The sequence below is a fragment of the Bradyrhizobium sp. AZCC 1678 genome, assembly GCF_036924765.1.
Classification (GTDB): domain Bacteria; phylum Pseudomonadota; class Alphaproteobacteria; order Rhizobiales; family Xanthobacteraceae; genus Bradyrhizobium; species Bradyrhizobium algeriense.
Window position 1 is genome coordinate 6,791,926 of sequence record NZ_JAZHSE010000001.1, and the last position, 17,005, is coordinate 6,808,930.

Here is a 17,005-nt window from a genome sequence, read left to right on the forward strand (position 1 = left end):
CGCTACTTCGTGCCGTCCTTCGTCGGCGCCGCATCCTTCGCAGCCGGCGCCGCATCCTTCGCCACGGGCGGTGCGGCCTTCTTCGCGTCTTCCGCCGCCTTCTGCGCCGACTGCAACTCGCTAACGACCTTCTGCAAGCCAATGACCGCGTTCTTCAGCGCCTCGATCTGCCGGTTACCGGCGTCGATCTTCTGCTGATGGTCCATCGTGAGCTTGTTAATCGTCTTCTGCAGGAAGTCGACATTGCTTTGCAGGCAGGAGGTGCGCCGCTCCATGGTTTTTTCCACAGTGCAGATCTCGATGCCGGGAACGTCCTGCGCGTGAACGGTCGCCGGCCATGAAACCATCAGCAGCGCGAAAGCGGCAAAGTTGATCCTGGCCATCGGAGCAATCATCAAATCCTCATTCAACTGCATCTAGCGCGGGGAACGTCCATCACGGCAATTTGCACGAAGCAAACCGCCCACCCCAGTGATACCATACTGATACCTCATTCAGGCGTTGTGCTTCATCCTGTTAACGGTGGATGGATTTTGCCGCGCGCCTCAAACGGCCGCAGCAATGGAGATTGATTATATGGCAACGCGTGAAAAGCGGCTGGCGCAGTTCGACGGGAACGGGGCTCCGCCGCCCGACCAGCCGGTGGAAGTTCTTTGCGAGGATCACAGCGGAACCTATCAACTGCCCTTCGCCTGCCGCTGGATCGATGGTCAATGGCGCAATGACAGGACCGGCGGCATGGTCGAGGCCACGGTGGTCGGATGGCGGCTGCCACGCTCCAGCGCGATCTGAGCTTTGGCGCAACCGAAAATGGCCCCTCGCATTGTGCCAGAATGCGACGGAACCGCGCGTGATCTTTACGTTCGGAACGGCGATGGAACGAATCGCGCCCGAATCACTGATTTAGCGCCGTACTCCGTTGTTCACGGCTAGATGTCGTCCGCAATCCGAAGCGGCGCACCACATCCAGCACCACAACAATCGGCCGCAGCCAGCGGCCGACGACAAAGGTTAATTCCTCGGGCGACGACATAGCGGTCACTTCCAGGGGGTCGGCGGCGGCACCTTGTCGACGGCCGGCGGCACGTCGACAGTCCTGAAATCGGCCGGGCTGACGATCTCGAGATACTCCATGTCCTCCGAGTAGTCGTACAGGTAGTGCGTGATGCCGGGCCGCTGGTGGACGACGTCGCCGGCCTGCACCAGAGTCGACTTGTCCTCATACATGAAGCGCGCCCAGCCCTTGGTCATGATCACGATCTGGAATTCGCATTCATGCTTGTGCCAGCCGGTACCCTCTTCCGGAGGCAAGTCAGGGTTGGCTTTGACCAGATGGCAGATCACCTGCCCGCCGGTGGCGTCGGCGATGCCGAGATCGCGATACAGGAAGAAGTCGCGCAGACCCCCGCCCTTGAATTCGGTATCGCCGGGTTTGACGTGAGAGAATTTGCTGACGACAGCCTGCTTGTTCATGGAAGCCTCCACGGTTCTTGTTCGCGAGATCGCGACCGGCGAAGGCGTCCAAATTTTCGGCAGCGTCGCATCGTCGCGTTCACGGCTGCATGTTGCTATGCGAAATCCGCGCCACGCGCGCTGCAGTGCGGCGATCGCGCCGGCATCGGTGCACCGAACCGCTTGGCCGCAAGCAGGAATCCGGTTTCAGCCGCCTGCGAATAACGGCCAGGTGGCCGGTCGCGCCGCGCTCACGGCTGGCACCGGCTTGAGCAAGGGCTGCCCGTTGCCTGAGCCCTTCAAGCGGGCAAGGCCGCGCCAGGCCTGCCTAATATTCGACCTCGAGCTCTTCGATGTCGGCGGGCTCCGCCTTGGCGGCCTCGATCCATTCCTGCATCTCGGGCATCGCCATGATGGTGCTGGCGTAGGCCGCAAGCCGTGGTTCGAGCTTCACGTCATAGGTCATGAAGCGGGTGACGACGGGCGCATACATCGCATCCGCCATGGTGCGCTCGCCGAACAGGAACGGCCCGCCGGACTCCGCGAGGCACTCACGCCAGATGGTGCAGACCCGGTCGATATCGGCCTGTGCGCGCGACCAGATCTTGAAGCCCGGGAAATGGCCCTTCAGGTTGACCGGCAGCGAGGCGCGCAGCGTGGTGAAGCCGGAATGGATTTCGCCGCAGATCGAGCGGCAATGCGCACGCTGGATGCGGTCCGCCGGCAACAGGCCGGCGTCCGGCATGACCTCGTTGAGGTATTCCGCAATCGCCAGCGTATCCCAGACAGTGGCGCCGTCATGGCGCAGGCACGGCACCAGGATCGACGACGACAGCAGCAGGATTTCGGCCCGCGCCGACGCATCGTCGGGGGCAGTGACGACCTCCTCGAATTCCAGCCCTGAGAATCTCGCCAACAGCCAGCCGCGCAGCGACCAGGACGAGTAATTCTTGCTGGAAATGGTCAGTGTGGTCTTCGCCATATGGCCTTCCCTCGAACCCTAAAACGCCCCCGCGCAGGCATGGGCAGCCAGCCGCGCCGCCGCCCAATGCCTGTGCGTCAGGCATTTGCGGAGCAAGCCACGTGCCAGTTTTAGAGGCGGACGGGCCGGCTCTGGCGTCGATATTGCATGGTATCACCGGACGGGGGCGGACGTGAATGATGTCAATGATGTACCAAGCCTATCAGAACCACATGGACCTGACGTCGCCGTGGCGGACCGGGGCCGCGGCGGGGCTGAAATATCTCAATCTGGTGCCGCAGGGCGTCTCCGACAGGTTATTTCGCCGGCTCGCCGCTTCGCTCGAATTGATTTCGCGCTCCTCGCTGACCTATGCGCGGCCGGCCTATGGCATCGACAAGATACTGGTCGGCAATCAGGAGCTGGAGGTAACCGAGGAAGTCACCTTCGCCACCCCGTTCGGGTCGCTGCTGCATTTCAAGAAGGAGAACGCGCCGGAGCAGCCGCGGCTGTTGCTGGTGGCGCCGATGTCCGGCCATTTCGCCACCCTGTTGCGCGGCACCGTCAAGACGCTGCTGCAGGACCACGACGTCTACATCACCGACTGGCACAATCCGCGCGACATTCCACTTGGCCACGGCCGCTTCGGGCTGGAGGACTATACCGACCACCTGATCACCTTCCTCGACAAGATCGGTCCGCGCGCGCACATGGTGGCGATCTGCCAGCCGTCGGTATCGGCGCTGGCCGCCGCCGCCGTGATGTCGGAGGACAATCATCCCGCCCGCCCGGCCACGCTGACCCTGATGGCCGGGCCGATCGACACGCGGATCCAGCCGACCAAGGTCAACGGATTCGCCAAGAGCAAGCCGATCAACTGGTTCGAAAAAAACCTGATCAACTACGTGCCGGTGCAATGCAAGGGCGCGTTCCGCAAGGTCTATCCCGGCTTCGTGCAGCTCACGGCCTTCGTATCGATGAATCTGGAGCGCCACATCAAGCAGCACATCGACCTCGCCAATCACCTGGCGAAGGGCGAGAAAGAGAAGGCGGAAATCATCAAGAGCTTCTATGACGAGTATTTCGCCGTAATGGACCTGCCCGCGGAATTCTACATCGAGACCGTGCGCGACGTATTTCAGGAGCACCTGTTGCCGCAGGGAAAGCTGATGCATCGCGGCCGGCCGGTGAACCCGGCCTCGATCAGGCGCATGGGCCTGATGACGGTCGAGGGCGAAAAGGACGACATCTGCTCGATCGGCCAGACGCTGGCGGCGCAGGACCTCTGCACCGGCGTGCGCGCCTATCGCAAGGTGCACCACATGCAGGCCGGCGTCGGCCATTACGGCGTGTTTTCCGGCAGGCGCTGGAACAACGAAATCTATCCGCTGCTGCGGGATTTCGTGCATGTGAATTCGTAAGGCGGCGGGCTGCTCTATCCCCGTCATTGCGAGCGAAGCGAAGCAATCCATCGCTCCGCATGCTCGGAGGGACGGATTGCTTCGTCGCTGCGCTCCCTTGCGCAAACGCTTCGCGTTTGTCGCAGGCAATGACGTGGAGGCTCTAGCCGCCTCCTCCTTCGCACGCTAACATCCTCTCAAGGCCGACCTTCAAGAGTCGTCCCGGGGAGAAACCACCATGCGTCTTTCAATCAACCTTCGCGCCTTCGCGCTCGCCGTTCTCAGCGTACTCCTGCTGACCGTCACGGCCGGCGCTGCCGAGGTGCACGTGATGATCTCGGGCGGACTGTCGGCGGCCTACAAGGCGCTGGTTCCTGAATTTGAGCGTGCGACGGGCCACAAGGTGCTGACCGCCTACGGGCCGTCGATGGGCACGACGACCAACGCCATTCCGGTGCGGCTGGAGCGCGGCGAACCGGCTGACGTCCTGATCATGGTCGGTTATGCGCTCGACGATCTCGCCAGGAAGGGAAAGGCGATCGCCGACAGCAAGGTCGATCTCGTCAAATCGCCGATCGGGGTCGCGGTGAAATCGGGGACGCCTAAGCCGGATATCAGCACACCCGATGCGCTCAAGCGCGCGCTGCTGGCGGTGAAGACCGTCGCCTATTCCGACAGCGCCAGCGGCGTCTATGTCTCGACCGAGATGTTCGGCAAGCTCGGCATCGCCGACGAAATGAAGGACAAGGCCAGGAAGATTCCGGCCACTCCCGTCGGCGAGATCGTCGCGCGCGGCGACGCCGAGATCGGCTTCCAGCAGATGAGCGAATTGAAGCCGGTGGAAGGCATCGACATCGTCGGCCCGCTGCCGGACGAGTTGCAGAAGATCACGGTGTTTTCCGCAAGCATCGCCACCGTCTCCAAGGAGCCCGACGCCGGCAAGGCGCTGATCAAATTCCTCGCCTCGCCCGCCGCCCGCCCTGAGATCGTCAAGAGCGGCATGGACCCGATACCGGCGGGCGCGACGAACTAAGGCACCGCAGGGCCTGGACACAAAATCGCGAAAACAACCCCATGCAAAGTAGGGCTTGCGCCCCACGAAAAGCCAGACGCGGACCGGGGCGCTCTACCGATGCATGCCGTGCTGCATGGCCAGCAGCACGATCACGGCGAGCGCCAGCACGACGGTCGTGCTTTTCCAGAACAGCAGCGGGTTGCGCTCGATCAGCGGCGTCGATGATGTGGCGAGATAGTTCGCATTGGGATGACGCAGGTCGAACAGGAACTCCGAAAAACTGTCATAGCGCTTGTATGGATTGGGATGCACGGCCTTCTCGAGCGTGCCGTCGATCCATTGCGGCACCTCGCGGTCGCCATGCGACGCCGGACGGTAGACCAGCCTGTTGAACTGCGATCGCGTTCGCGCATTCGCGATCTGCGAACCGTAAGGCAGCTTTCCCGTCAACATCTGATAGGTGATGACACCGAGCGAGAACAGGTCGGAGCGGGACGTCGCCGGCTCGCCGAGAAAATATTCGGGTGCGGTGTATTGCTGCGTGCCGAGAATGTCGTCGTGCATGCCGGACGGTTCGGCCTCGACGACGCCGGTGATTTTCGTTGAGCCAAAATCGATGATCTTCACCGTGCCCGTGGTGTCGATCATGATGTTGTCGGGCCTGATGTCCTGGTGCAGCATCTCCTTGCGGTGGAAGGCGCGCAGCCCTTTTGCAATTTGCTCGACGATGCCACGCACGGTTTCCAGCCCTGGTTTTGGATTGTCGATCATCCATTGCGTCAGCGTTTGGCCGTCGATGTATTCGGTCGTGACATAGAGGAAATTGCGCTTGCGCTGCAGCAGGCAGGGTTTCAGGACATGCGGGCTGTCGATCCGCCGCGCCACCCACTCCTCCATCATGAACCGCTTCAAATAGGCGGGATCGTCGCGCAGATCGATCGACGGAATTTTTATGGTAACCACGGCGTCGGTTTCGATATCGACGGCAAGATAGATGTGGCTGCGGCTGGAGCCGTGCAGCTCGCGGACGATCCGGTAGCCGTCGAATACCGCCCGTGCCTCGAGCAGCGGTGGCAGCGGCAACTCATGCGGCTGCGCGAACACTTCGGCCGCGGCGCCGTCCGGCACTTGATCGATGCGGACGATCTGGACAGTGAGATTGTCCTTGCTGCCGGCTTCAAAGGCCTGGTCGACAACCGCCTTGGCGGCCGCGTCGAGATCGGCGCCGCCTTCGTTCACCGCCTTTGCCATGCGGCGTGCGCTGAGATGCTCGTAGATGCCGTCGGTCGCGAGCACAAAGACGTCGCCTGGCTCGAGCCGCAGCATCTGGTAGTCGATCTCGATTTGCGGATTTACACCAAGCGCCCGGCCGAGATAGCTCTGCTGCGAGGAGATGACGATGCGGTGGTCATTGGTCAGTTGCTCCAGCGTGTTGCCGGAGAGACGATAGATGCGGGAATCGCCGATGTGAAAGAGATGTGCTGTGGTCGACTTGATGACGATGGCGGAGAGCGTACAGACGTAACCGCGGTCCTTGTCATAGGCATACTGGCTGCGCGTCTGCGAATGCAGCCAGGAATTGGTCGCCTCCAGCACGCGTTGCGCCGAGGTGCGCACCGACCAGGATTCCGAGGTGCAGTAATAGTCGGTCAAAAACCCCTTGACCGCCGATTCCGCGGCGACCCGGCTGACCTTGCTCGTGCTGATGCCGTCGGCCAGCACGATGGAAATGCCCTTGAGGCTGAGCAGCGGCTCGTCCGGTATCAGGACGCCATGGAAATCCTGGTTGGTTTCCTTGAGGCCCTTATCGGAAAACTGTCCGACTGATATTTTCAGCTCACGCGGCATTCCCGGCTTTCACGACAATGGGCCCCTCCCCTTACGAGGAGAGGCCCATCCTCATCTTAAGATCAAGCGGCAATGCGCGAGGACGGCCGCGAAGATGCCGCAGCCGACGCGCTGCGCGACGGGCCGGTCTTGATGTGGGTCGCGTACAGCGTCAGCCCGGTGAAGGCGAGACCGCCGACGAGGTTACCGATGACGGTCGGGATCTCGTTCCAGAAAATATAATCCCACCAGGTGAACTTGCCGCCGAGCAGCAGGCCGGACGGGAACAGGAACATGTTCACGATGGAATGCTCGAAGGTCATGAAGAAGAACAGCATGATCGGCATCCACATCGCGATCACCTTGCCGCTGACGTGCGTGGAAATCATCGCGCCGACGACGCCGGCGGAAACCATCCAGTTGCAGAGCATGCCGCGGACGAACAGTGTCAGCATGCCGGCCGCGCCATGATTGGCATAGCCGACGGTGCGGCTCTCGCCGATCGTGCCGATCACCTGGCCGACCTTGTCCGGTGGCTGCGACCAGCCGAAGGTGAAAACGATCGCCATCATGACGGCGACCGTGAAGGCGCCGGCGAAATTGCCGATGAAAACGAGGCCCCAGTTGCGCAGCACACCGCCAAGCGTCACGCCAGGGCGCTTGTCGATCAGCGCCAACGGCGCCAGCACGAACACGCCGGTGAGCAAGTCGAAGCCAAGCAGATACAACATGCAGAAGCCGACCGGGAACAGCGCGGCGCCGACGATCGGCACGCCGGTCTGCACGTTGATGGTGATCGCAAACGCCGCGGCGAGCGCGAGGATCGCACCGGCCATGTAGGCGCGGATGACCGTATCGCGCGTCGACATGAAGATCTTGGATTCTCCGGCGTCGACCATCTTGGTCACGAATTCCGAAGGCGCGAGATAGGCCATTCCTGTTCCCCTTTCGAGACAAGTTTAGAGCGCGCCGGATGCTGCGCAGCCGTGCACCGATTGAGTGAAAAATCTTGCCGTCCCCGTGCGCGACGAATCCCGCGCCGCCTCTGAACGGCACGGAACGACGCAGGTCGCGCCCTCTCAGGGACTTGGGATGCGCGAGCTATCGTGAGGTGGTCCCGAAGACTGCTCGAAGCGCCTCACGCGAGGCTGCTTGATCCCAACGCCTTCGGCCAACGCTGGCCTTGGCAATCCGAAAGGACGGCAGTCGTCATTGACTGAGACAGGATTAAGCAATCGATGTGCCAACCCGGATTTCGGCCATAGGTTCAAAAAAGCGCGTATTTCTACGTGGTTATGGCCCTATCGCAGGATATCCCGATTGGGGCTGATGCCTTGTATTTGTGCAGTTGCACAGATGTTGCGCCTGCCGCGCAGCCCGCCCTATCAGTCATTCCGGGGCACGCACGGCGTGGGCCGGAATCGATTTCGGTACGTTCGAGGCTCAATGGATTTGCGCTTCGCTGCTTTGCTTCGCCCCGGAATGACGTAAGGACTATCCTCAGACCTCGACGGTCAGCCGGCCTCAAAGATTGGAAGGTGCAACGATGAGAGACAAGATCAGCCTGACCGACAAGCTGGCCACGTTCAATGAGTATTGGTCGCCAAGAACCGTTGCGCAACTCAATGACTATGACGTCATGGTCGTGAAGGTGAAGGACGAGTTCGTCTGGCACAAACACGATGACACAGATGATTTTTTTCTCGTCCTGAAGGGAGTTCTCGACATCCAGTTGCGCGACCGAACAATCACGATCGGCCCCGGCGAAATGTACATCGTGCCAAAGGGCGTCGAGCATCGCCCAGTTGCCCGCGAGGAAGTACACCTATTGCTCATCGAACCTACCGGAACTCCAAATACCGGCGATGCCAAAACGGCGGCGCCACGCAAGACTGCATAGCGTATCACGTCTCGTTGTGTGAAGGGTTTCGGATGCCGGCTCCATGAAGGTGGTGCCGCGCACATCGGGGCCGGCGTCCGAAAGCCTTCACAGATGGTGCTGTCGGTATTCCCAAACCCGCTGTCCGAGTTCAGAGTTAGCGGTGTACTAAGCCTCAGGCTATTTGCGAGACGCCGGATTAACGGGCGCGAGAGTCACGTATTCCTCTCGAAAAAGGGTGCCTCCAACCCGCACCATGCATCCAGTTTCAAATACCCAAACCGCCTCAAGCCGACGTTGGGACCAGCGATCCCTACATCGCTCGTTCGCGATGTAGGGAATTACTATTGTAATGAGCGCTGCGAATAATCCGAGTCCAATAACCCAGCCGACGATTGTCCAGACGATTCTCATCTATCCCTTCCAACGGCGGCGCCCTGCAACATCGCGGCAATGGGCCGTAGCGCCTGGCCTTACTGCACGTCAGCTATCGGCCTGTCAGATCTCGCCGACAACCTGCCCAAAGATGCTCGAGAATTCTTCGCAAGCGGAAAGCACTCGCCGGCGGCTCAATTCTATGCTTCCCAAGCCGAGCGGGCCGCTAAACCTAACGAAAATCCTGTTTGGGCGTTTTGGACGCAATATGGCATCGGTTGCCCACGACAGATCTCCGATTCGGATTTTAGTGATTTCCTGTCTTTCGCACGTGGTCGCCATCGATGCGAAGAGAGCGCGCACTTCCCCAAGCGAGAGGTTGACCGACGACGGTTCTCCGGCATTGCATCTGAGCTCGAATTTCAGGTCACGAAACCTGAGAAAAAGACCGTAATCGGAGACCGTAAGATGAATCCGCTGATAATTCTCGTCCCCCAACGTCAATCGTTTCATCGTTGCTCGAAGAACTCCAAAGAGCGCTCGAAGAGGGGTTTTCACGCTTAGTGACATCCAACTCATGGCTCGCGAATTTGGTCGAGAGGGAAAGCGAAAAAGGCCCTGTGGTGTGAGCGGCGATATTTTCCGGAACTGCTTCACCGAGGGCCGCTATGTTAGCCGTGTGCTTAGTTCGACAGCCAGCGCAGCCAAGCAGCGATACGAACTTTCACGCGGCCTAGGTAATCGCCCAACCAAAATATGGAGCACCCCAAGCAGAGATAGAATTCTCGACCCGGCGCATCGGGGTCAAACCGCTCTTTGCCACAAAGCATGCAGTGCTGCTTGCCCATCGGTTTTCCAAGCTGGAGGCCGCGTCAGTTAGCAGCCTCTTTCATTTTCACATCCTGCAGTAGAAAGCCAGTACCCTGGCCAGATACGAAGAAACCCGACCTGCTCGTCTAGACTGGTCGGGCTCTCGTAGTAGCGGGGCCTTGACCTCCGGAGCTGGGACAAAGTAGGCTCGCCTCAGTCCGCGGCCTCTTTCATCTTGGGTGCTGGCCTTCGCGACATATTGCGCCGCGCAAGTTTGGTCGCTCACGGGCAATGCGGACATAATTTTCGTCGCGTCACGCCACTAAGTATATGGGTACACGGCCTATTTGGTCTGCGTCCGCACCGGCCGATCCTTCAGGCCGTTATTGTCGTAGGCCTTGCGCAGCGTGCCGTCGGCGATCGCTTCGTTCAGAAACTTTACCGCGAACGCCAGCGACAGCGGATGATTGGGCGGCACCGCGACCGCCGTGACGGTTTGCTTGAAGGTTTCGTCCAGCACACGGGTGCCCGGGATCTGCTTGGCCATCGCATTGAGCTGGTCGCGCGACAGCGCGAACGCGTCGATCTCGCCGGCCTTGAGCAGGCCGAAGATTTCATCGTAGGTCTGGTAGCCCGTGACCTCAGCGTTCTTCAGATGCGCGATCGCGCCGCGCATCGTGGTCGTGTTGTTGACCGCGGCGACCTTGATGCCGGGTTGATCCAGCTTCGCAAAATTCGTCACCGTCGAACCCGGCTTGACGATGTAGGTCGCGTCCGCGACTTCATAGATCGGACCGAACGACATTCGGCCCTCCCGCTCGGGATCTTTCGGCAGGAAGGTGACGTCCCAGGTGCCCTTCGAGGCCGCATCGACGATCTGGCCGGAATTGTTGTGTGCGACATATTCGACGGGGACGCCGAGCTGTGCCGCCATCTCACGGCCGAGATCGACCGGCACGCCGGCATAGCCGGTTTCGGTCTTGGTCGACCAGAACGCGCCACCGGCCGGACTGATCGCAATCGCCACCCGCAGCTTGCCGGTCGGCGCGATCTCGTCCTTCAAGGCATCGGCGGCGGCGGGCGTCATCATCATCACTGTCAATCCCAGCAAGAGACCGGCCACTTTCGGCGAGGGTTGATTGAACATCAGGTGCTCCTTCCCCAGCCGGCGGCTGGCGTCGCGCTCACCCTTTCACGGATGATCAGCGCTTCTTTTTCTTGGCTGCGGCCGCGCCTTTTTGTGCCGCTGCAGGGGGCGTTGCCGGATCGGCCGTTTCAAACTTGCCGATCGCAATGATCTGGACGCGCGCATTGGCAGGCGACGCCGGACGATTGACATCCTGCAACTGTTCTTCGCCGAGTCCAAGGGCCTGCAATCGCTTCGGTGCAACCTTGAAGGTGTTCACCAGCACATCCCGGACCGATTCGGCGCGCCGCTGGCTCAGGATCAGATTGTGGTCGCGTCTTCCGGCAGACTCGACATGATCGACGATCAGATAGCGATAGGGTCGCGTCTTCGGATCCGTGAGCGCGTCGGCGATGCTGCCGATCGTCTGGTAGGAGGCCGGCCGGATCAGGGACGAGTCCTGGTCGAACACGACGTCGAAACGGATTTGCGGCAGTTTGGTCAGTTGGGGCGCGATCGGCGGCCGCTTTTGCGGCTGGGCATCGGCTCTCGCCTTGATGCGGTCGGCAGCCTGCTGGCGCAGGGCCGTCAGATCGATATCCGACTCAGCCTCAACGGCAAGCTTCTCAATGATATCGCCAGTCGACGTCGCCGTTTGCGCGCGTGCGGCCGTCGGCAAGACAAACAGGGCCACGGCGCCCAGCAACAGAGCGATACCGCGCGGCTTCTTTCCCCAAAGCATCAGCGATACCCCGCTGCGCTGATCGCCTTGTTGCAGTTCGGGGTCGCCTTCTTGGTCGACTCCAACAGGCATTGCAGACCCTTGACGGGGTCCTGCCGAACCTCGCCGCACAGGTGTTTCAATTCCCAATTGCACAGTTTTACAAGCGAGGTGCGCGCGGTAATGCGCTGCTGGATCGCCCCGAGGGCCTGGGGATAATCGGCCTTGCACTTCGCCGACACCACGTCCTGGTTGCGGCCCAGGCACTCCTTCAGGCGCGTCGCGTCGAGATTGACGCCGCGGCAATTGTCATCGATGTCCTTGCCGCAGCTCGCGGCCAGCATGGCCGCGGCCTCCTCGAATTTCATGGACTGCTGCGCCGCCGCCAGCGAGGGCACCAATATCGCAATGATGAACAGGAAAAGCCGGATTCGGGTCATGCCCGCACCTCACACAAGGAGGGTGGCGATGGTCAAGTGTTCTGTTTGATATGGCTGCATTACCCCTGAGCTATTGCGCCGCAGCAAATCGTCGCGGGTAGCCCAGGGGCATCAGGCCCCGATATTCCAGTAACGCCATGCCCAGCCGCCGCCACCACGACAGAATGATGACGCCATGTGTTCGACAGCCGGCCGCCGTCGATCGAATCACCTTCTGTTTTGAGCATGATCTCCGCGCAAACGCGTTCCGCGTTTGTCGCGAGGGAAAACCGGTTCCCACTTTCCGGATCATGCTCTACGGCGCGGTCCGCGCCGCCGGCACCTTGATCTCCTGCGGCAGAATGAGCGCCGCCACGATCACCAGCAGGCAGAGCGCGCCGAACGTCTGCAGCATGGTGACGAAGCCGCCCTGCTCGTAGAGCCACGCCACCAGGCCGACGGATGCGCCCGCCGCGGTAAAGCCGATGAAGTAGCGCACCGAATAGGCGCGCGAACGCCATTCCTCGCTGGTGTATTTGCCGACCATGGCGTCGTTGACGGTGACCTGCCCAAATGCGCCCATCACGATGCCGATGGAGGCGATGATCAGCGGCAGGTTCGACAGCGTCGCCGCGAAATACATGAACGGCGCCAGCAAAAACGACAGCGGCAGCATCACGGTCTTCAGCGAATAATGGTCGATCAACTTGCCGATGGTATACTGCGTCATCGCGCCGAAGACATAGACGCCGGCCGCGATGACCCCGAGCAACGCCGGGCTGTCGGTCACGCCGGCCAGCCGCTCAGCGAACAGTTTCGGCATCGCCACGGTAATGGCGTTAAACGTGGTGGATATCGCGATCACCACGATCAGCAAAGCCAGCAACACCCGCCACATGTCCTCTTTCGCCACCCTGGCCTGCGCCGCCGCCTGCCTGCTGCCGGTTCGGTCCTCGTGCACCACCATCAGCGCAAAGGCCACGCCGATCAGCATGGTGACGATGCCCGGGACGATAAAGGCCCAGCGCCAGCCGAGATATTGCCCGATCACCCCGGTGACCAGCGCCGAAGATGCCACGCCGAGATTGCCCCAGACGCCGTTCAGGCCCATCTCCCGGCCGAGCTTGTCGGCATAGGACACGATCATCGCGGTGCCGACAGGATGATAGATCGAGGCGAACAGGCCGATCGCCAGCAGCGCCGCGCCGAGCTGCAGCGGCGTTTGCACAAAGCCGACCGCGACCATCGACGCGCCGATACCCAAAAAGAAGATCACCATCATGTGGCGACGGCTCCAGCGGTCGCCGAGCCAGCCGGTGATCAGCGAGCCCGCGCCAAAGGCGACGAAGCCCGGGGTGGCGTAAGGCAATAGTTCCGAATAGGCCATGCCGAGCGCCGGCCCCATGATGATGACGGCTGCGGCAAAGATCAGCATCGCATAATGGTCGATGAAATGGGCGGCGTTGACGAAAGTGATCACCCGGCTGGGGCTGTTCATGGTCGATTCCCGAATCCCGCAATTTTCTGAAATAGGTTATACGGGGTTGTCCTGACGGGATGTCGCCAATGAATATCGCCGAAAAGCCAATTGCCGCCATTATCGGCCGCCTCACCTCGACCGGCGACGGCATCCACATGATCGCCAACAGCTACAAGAAGGGCGTCCGGCTCGACACCCACATGCACCGCGAGGCGCAACTGGTGTATGCGGCGAAGGGGACGATGCAGGTGACGACGCCGAAAGGCCGCTGGCTGGTGCCGCCGGACCGCGCGGTGTGGGTGCCTGCGCTGTCGGAGCATGCGATCGACGTGCTCGCCGATATCGAGATGCGGACGCTCTATTTCGAACTGGACTGGCTGCAGCGCGAAGCGCGCAGCCACAGCCTGGATGCGGAATTCGTGGTGCGGGTGTCGCCGCTGCTGCATCAGACCATACTCGCACTGTTCGACGATCGCGGCGACCGCGAGCGAACGGAGCTTCTATTGCGGCTCGCAATGATGGAGCTGGACCAGGCGGAGGATTCCGCGACCTTCATCCCGCTGCCGCGCGAGCCGCGCTGCCGGCGCGCCGCCAACATCGTGCTGGCGGACCCGACCGGCGACCACGAGATAGAAACGCTGGCGCAGGAGGTCGGCACCTCGGTGCGGACGCTGTCGCGGCTGTTCTCGTCGGAGACGCAATTGAGCTTCAAGAGCTGGTGCCAGCGCGCCCGCATCGCTGCCGCGATCGAGAAGCTGTCGACGGAGGCGAGCGTCTCGGTCAAGCAGCTTGCCTCGGATCTGGGCTATGCGAGTGTGCCTGCGTTTTCCCATGCCTTCCGGCAGGTTACCGGAAAAACGCCGACGGAATTTGCCGGGAAGGAGTAAACGCCCGACTTAGAGGCATGACATATTTACGTACGCTCCATACGCTTGATTGTGATCGGCACCGTCCTAAATCTCATATAAGATTCCGCAATATCAGCTGGATTCGACCCACCGCATGGCCAACGCCTTTTTTTCCGACCTTCTCTCGACGATATCAGAACGTGGCCGCACGCTGCTTCGGCGGGGCGAGCCGTCAGTCGCCCGCCAGGACGCCTCCGAGCTGCTTGACCTATGCAAGGCGCTGCTGTCCGGCCGCGGCGAAGCGTCCGGCACCGCGATGGCGCGGGACGTGCTCGATCGCTACCACAACCTCGACGCCGCCGGCCGGCTGACCTTCTTCGAAACGCTGGCGCGAGACTTCGGTCCCGACCGCGAAAAACTGTCGCAGGCGATCGAGAGCTGGCGCAGCCAGCCGAACGACAGCGATGCCAGCGACCTTCACTTTGCCTCCGAGCCGCAGCGGCAGGAGCTGATCCGCCGGCTCAACCGCGCGCCCGGCGGCACCAGCGACCTGGTGGCGATGCGCGCTGACCTGCTTGCCCTGATGAAGGGCAACAAGGATCTGGCCGCGCTCGACCGCGACGTGGTGCATTTGCTGTCTTCTTGGTTCAACAGGGGATTTCTCGTGCTGCGCAGGATAGACTGGTCGACGCCAGCAAATATTCTGGAACAGATCATCCGTTATGAGGCGGTGCATGCGATCCGCGACTGGAACGATTTGCGCCGCCGTATCGATCCCGTAGACCGGCGCTGCTACGCCTTCTTCCATCCCCAGCTCAACGACGAACCGCTGATCTTCGTCGAGGTTGCGCTGACCGAGGCAATTCCAACCGCGATCGCGCCGCTGCTCGCCGCCGAGCGTCAGCCGGTGCCGATCGAACGCGCGCGCACCGCCGTGTTTTATTCGATCTCGAATACGCAAAAAGGTCTAGGCGGCATTTCCTTCGGCAGCTTCCTGATCAAGCAGGTGGCCGAGGAATTGCGGCGCGAATTGCCGAAGCTGGATACGTTCATCACGCTGTCGCCGGTGCCGGGCTTCATGCAATGGCTGAAACAGGCCGGCGACGTGCCGGTCAGCGACGAGGAACGGACGCTGCTGGAGGCGCTCGACAGGCCGGACTGGTTCGAGGATGCGGAGCTGACCGCGCAATTGCGCGCCGTGCTGGAGCCGCTGGCCGCGCATTACTTCCTCAAAGCCCGCACGCCAAAAGGCCGGCTGATCGATTCGGTGGCGCGCTTCCACATCGGCAACGGCGCGCGGCTGGAGAAGATCAACTGGCTCGGCGACCTCTCGCCGAAGGGCCTGCGTGAGTCGGCCGGGATCATGGTCAACTATCTCTATCGGCTGGAAGACATTGAGAAGAACCACGAGGCCTACGCCAACCAGGGCGACATCGCCGCTTCCAGCACGGTGAAGAAACTGATCAAGACCGAGGGCCGGCGGCTGCTGGATATGCGGCTGTCGTAGAGCGGGCTGGAACTGGCCGGGGCTCAATTGGAAATCAGTTCGCAATGGCTTGCGATGGCGGCGCATTTCCCCGGCCGACAGGCGCCCAAGAGCGGATCGACGCCATCGACGTGCTGCGGGGTATCGCCCTGCTCGGCGTTCTGGCCATCAATGTCGTCATGGAATTTCGCGTTTCGATCTTTGAGCAATTTCTGGCCAGCAAGCCCCCGGCATCGCCGCTCGATGATGCCATCGAAACGATCCTGACGCTGGCCGTCGAACTGAAGGCGCTTGCGCTGTTTTCGCTGCTGTTCGGCGCTGGCCTTGCCATCCAGTTCGATCGGCTTGCGGACAGCGAACGCCGCACGCCGTTGCTGGTGCGCCGGCTCGCCGTGTTGCTGGCGTTCGGGCTCATTCACCTGTGCCTGATCTGGAACGGCGATATTCTCACTGAATATGCGCTCGCGGGCCTGATTGTCCTGCCGTTCCTGTTCGGCCCGCGCTGGCTGCTGGCTGTCGCCGCGCTGGCGTCTCTTTTGCTGTATCTGGCGATGCAGGCGTTTCCGCCGGCTGGATTGTTTCCGAGCACGGAAACGATCACCCAGCATGTCGCGGATGCTACCCGCATCTATGCGACGGGCGGCTTCCTCGATGTGCTGGCATTCCGGCTCCGCGAGATTCCCCTTATCGCTCCCCTGCACGCGTTTATCTTTCCGCGCACGATCGGGCTGTTTCTTCTCGGCGCGTTCGCCTGGCGCGCCGGCCTTCTGCAAAACGCACCCGGCCGCCTGCTCTGGATCGCCGCTCCCTGTATTGGCCTCGGCGCGGCATTGATCCTTGTCGGCACTGAGGCCCTCGGCACCATTCTCCTGGCGTTGGGTTATGGCGCCGGTATCATCGGTATCGCCAGTCTCAGAAGCGGAAAAGCACTGCTTGGCTGGGCCGCGCCGCTGGGGCGCATGGCGTTCACCAACTACCTCGCGCAATCCCTGATCTTCGGCTGGATCTTTTATGGCTATGGTCTTGGCCTGTTCGGCCGCCTCGGTGTCGCCAGCGCGCTGGCCATCGGCCTCGCCGTCTATGCCGGGCAGGTGCTGTTCAGTGCCTGGTGGCTGCGCCGCTACCGGTACGGCCCGGTCGAATGGCTGTGGCGCACGCTGATGTATGGCGCGGCGCAGCCGATGCGGCAGACGGCGTAGCGCCGGG

At 61.6% G+C, this 17,005-nt stretch carries 18 protein-coding genes; 7 read left to right on the top strand and 11 right to left on the bottom strand.

Annotated features, from left to right (window positions below; translation table 11 throughout):
• Positions 1-2: 2 nt before the first annotated feature.
• Positions 3-395 (bottom strand): hypothetical protein, encoded by a 393-nt coding sequence (locus tag V1294_RS32645; RefSeq protein ID WP_442895400.1) that lies wholly within the window; start codon positions 393-395, stop codon positions 3-5.
• A gap of 181 nt (positions 396-576) precedes the next feature.
• Here V1294_RS32645 and V1294_RS32650 point away from each other — a divergent pair, with 181 nt between their 5' ends.
• On the top strand, positions 577-792 hold the full coding sequence (locus V1294_RS32650; protein WP_334484585.1) for a hypothetical protein: 216 nt from the start codon (positions 577-579) through the stop codon (positions 790-792).
• 103 nt (positions 793-895) lie between these two features.
• Here V1294_RS32650 and V1294_RS32655 read toward each other — a convergent pair whose 3' ends face one another.
• The 3 genes from V1294_RS32655 to V1294_RS32665 form a co-directional block, all read right to left on the bottom strand.
• On the bottom strand, positions 896-1,033 hold the full coding sequence (locus V1294_RS32655) for a hypothetical protein (protein WP_334484588.1): 138 nt from the start codon (positions 1,031-1,033) through the stop codon (positions 896-898).
• Between the two features lie 5 nt (positions 1,034-1,038).
• Positions 1,039-1,473, bottom strand: coding sequence for a cupin domain-containing protein (locus tag V1294_RS32660; RefSeq protein ID WP_108518933.1), 435 nt, complete (start codon positions 1,471-1,473; stop codon positions 1,039-1,041).
• Positions 1,474-1,780: 307 nt separating this feature from the next.
• Entirely contained in the window at positions 1,781-2,434 is a 654-nt protein-coding gene (locus V1294_RS32665) for a glutathione S-transferase family protein (protein ID WP_334502995.1), read from the bottom strand.
• A 176-nt stretch (positions 2,435-2,610) separates the two neighbouring features.
• Between V1294_RS32665 and V1294_RS32670 the strand changes: the two genes are divergently transcribed.
• Positions 2,611-3,834: a polyhydroxyalkanoate depolymerase gene (locus V1294_RS32670; protein WP_334502998.1), complete on the top strand. Its 1,224-nt coding sequence runs from the start codon at positions 2,611-2,613 to the stop codon at positions 3,832-3,834.
• A gap of 217 nt (positions 3,835-4,051) precedes the next feature.
• Entirely contained in the window at positions 4,052-4,846 is a 795-nt protein-coding gene (locus V1294_RS32675) for a substrate-binding domain-containing protein (protein WP_334503001.1), read from the top strand.
• A 93-nt stretch (positions 4,847-4,939) separates the two neighbouring features.
• Here V1294_RS32675 and V1294_RS32680 read toward each other — a convergent pair whose 3' ends face one another.
• Both V1294_RS32680 and V1294_RS32685 read right to left on the bottom strand, forming a co-directional pair.
• Positions 4,940-6,676: a bifunctional protein-serine/threonine kinase/phosphatase gene (locus tag V1294_RS32680; RefSeq protein WP_334503003.1), complete on the bottom strand. Its 1,737-nt coding sequence runs from the start codon at positions 6,674-6,676 to the stop codon at positions 4,940-4,942.
• Positions 6,677-6,738: 62 nt separating this feature from the next.
• Complete coding sequence (locus tag V1294_RS32685; RefSeq protein ID WP_108518943.1) at positions 6,739-7,590, bottom strand: formate/nitrite transporter family protein; 852 nt, start codon at positions 7,588-7,590, stop codon at positions 6,739-6,741.
• Positions 7,591-8,201: 611 nt separating this feature from the next.
• Here V1294_RS32685 and V1294_RS32690 point away from each other — a divergent pair.
• Positions 8,202-8,555: a cupin domain-containing protein gene (locus V1294_RS32690; protein WP_334484603.1), complete on the top strand. Its 354-nt coding sequence runs from the start codon at positions 8,202-8,204 to the stop codon at positions 8,553-8,555.
• A 477-nt stretch (positions 8,556-9,032) separates the two neighbouring features.
• On the opposite strand, the gene V1294_RS32695 is transcribed toward V1294_RS32690, so the two are convergent.
• The 5 genes from V1294_RS32695 to V1294_RS32715 form a co-directional block, all read right to left on the bottom strand.
• Complete coding sequence (locus tag V1294_RS32695) at positions 9,033-9,422, bottom strand: hypothetical protein (protein WP_334503005.1); 390 nt, start codon at positions 9,420-9,422, stop codon at positions 9,033-9,035.
• Positions 9,423-10,062: 640 nt separating this feature from the next.
• The gene (locus tag V1294_RS32700; RefSeq protein ID WP_334504914.1) at positions 10,063-10,809 is read right to left on the bottom strand and encodes a transporter substrate-binding domain-containing protein; all 747 of its coding nucleotides are present in this window, start codon (positions 10,807-10,809) and stop codon (positions 10,063-10,065) included.
• A 112-nt stretch (positions 10,810-10,921) separates the two neighbouring features.
• Positions 10,922-11,698: an OmpA family protein gene (locus V1294_RS32705; RefSeq protein ID WP_334503007.1), complete on the bottom strand. Its 777-nt coding sequence runs from the start codon at positions 11,696-11,698 to the stop codon at positions 10,922-10,924.
• Positions 11,587-12,006 (bottom strand): hypothetical protein, encoded by a 420-nt coding sequence (locus tag V1294_RS32710; RefSeq protein WP_334484613.1) that lies wholly within the window; start codon positions 12,004-12,006, stop codon positions 11,587-11,589. Before V1294_RS32710 ends, V1294_RS32705 begins: the two co-directional genes overlap by 112 nt.
• A gap of 295 nt (positions 12,007-12,301) precedes the next feature.
• A complete protein-coding gene (locus tag V1294_RS32715; RefSeq protein WP_334503009.1) occupies positions 12,302-13,483 on the bottom strand; it encodes an MFS transporter in 1,182 nt (393 codons plus the stop codon).
• 68 nt (positions 13,484-13,551) lie between these two features.
• Between V1294_RS32715 and V1294_RS32720 the strand changes: the two genes are divergently transcribed.
• The 3 genes from V1294_RS32720 to V1294_RS32730 all read left to right on the top strand — a co-directional run bounded on the left by V1294_RS32720 (position 13,552) and on the right by V1294_RS32730 (position 16,998).
• Complete coding sequence (locus V1294_RS32720) at positions 13,552-14,352, top strand: AraC family transcriptional regulator (RefSeq protein WP_334503012.1); 801 nt, start codon at positions 13,552-13,554, stop codon at positions 14,350-14,352.
• A 115-nt stretch (positions 14,353-14,467) separates the two neighbouring features.
• Positions 14,468-15,820 (top strand): malonyl-CoA decarboxylase, encoded by a 1,353-nt coding sequence (locus V1294_RS32725; RefSeq protein WP_334503015.1) that lies wholly within the window; start codon positions 14,468-14,470, stop codon positions 15,818-15,820.
• Positions 15,821-15,864: 44 nt separating this feature from the next.
• Positions 15,865-16,998 (top strand): DUF418 domain-containing protein, encoded by a 1,134-nt coding sequence (locus V1294_RS32730; RefSeq protein WP_334503018.1) that lies wholly within the window; start codon positions 15,865-15,867, stop codon positions 16,996-16,998.
• The last annotated feature ends 7 nt before the right edge of the window (positions 16,999-17,005 follow it).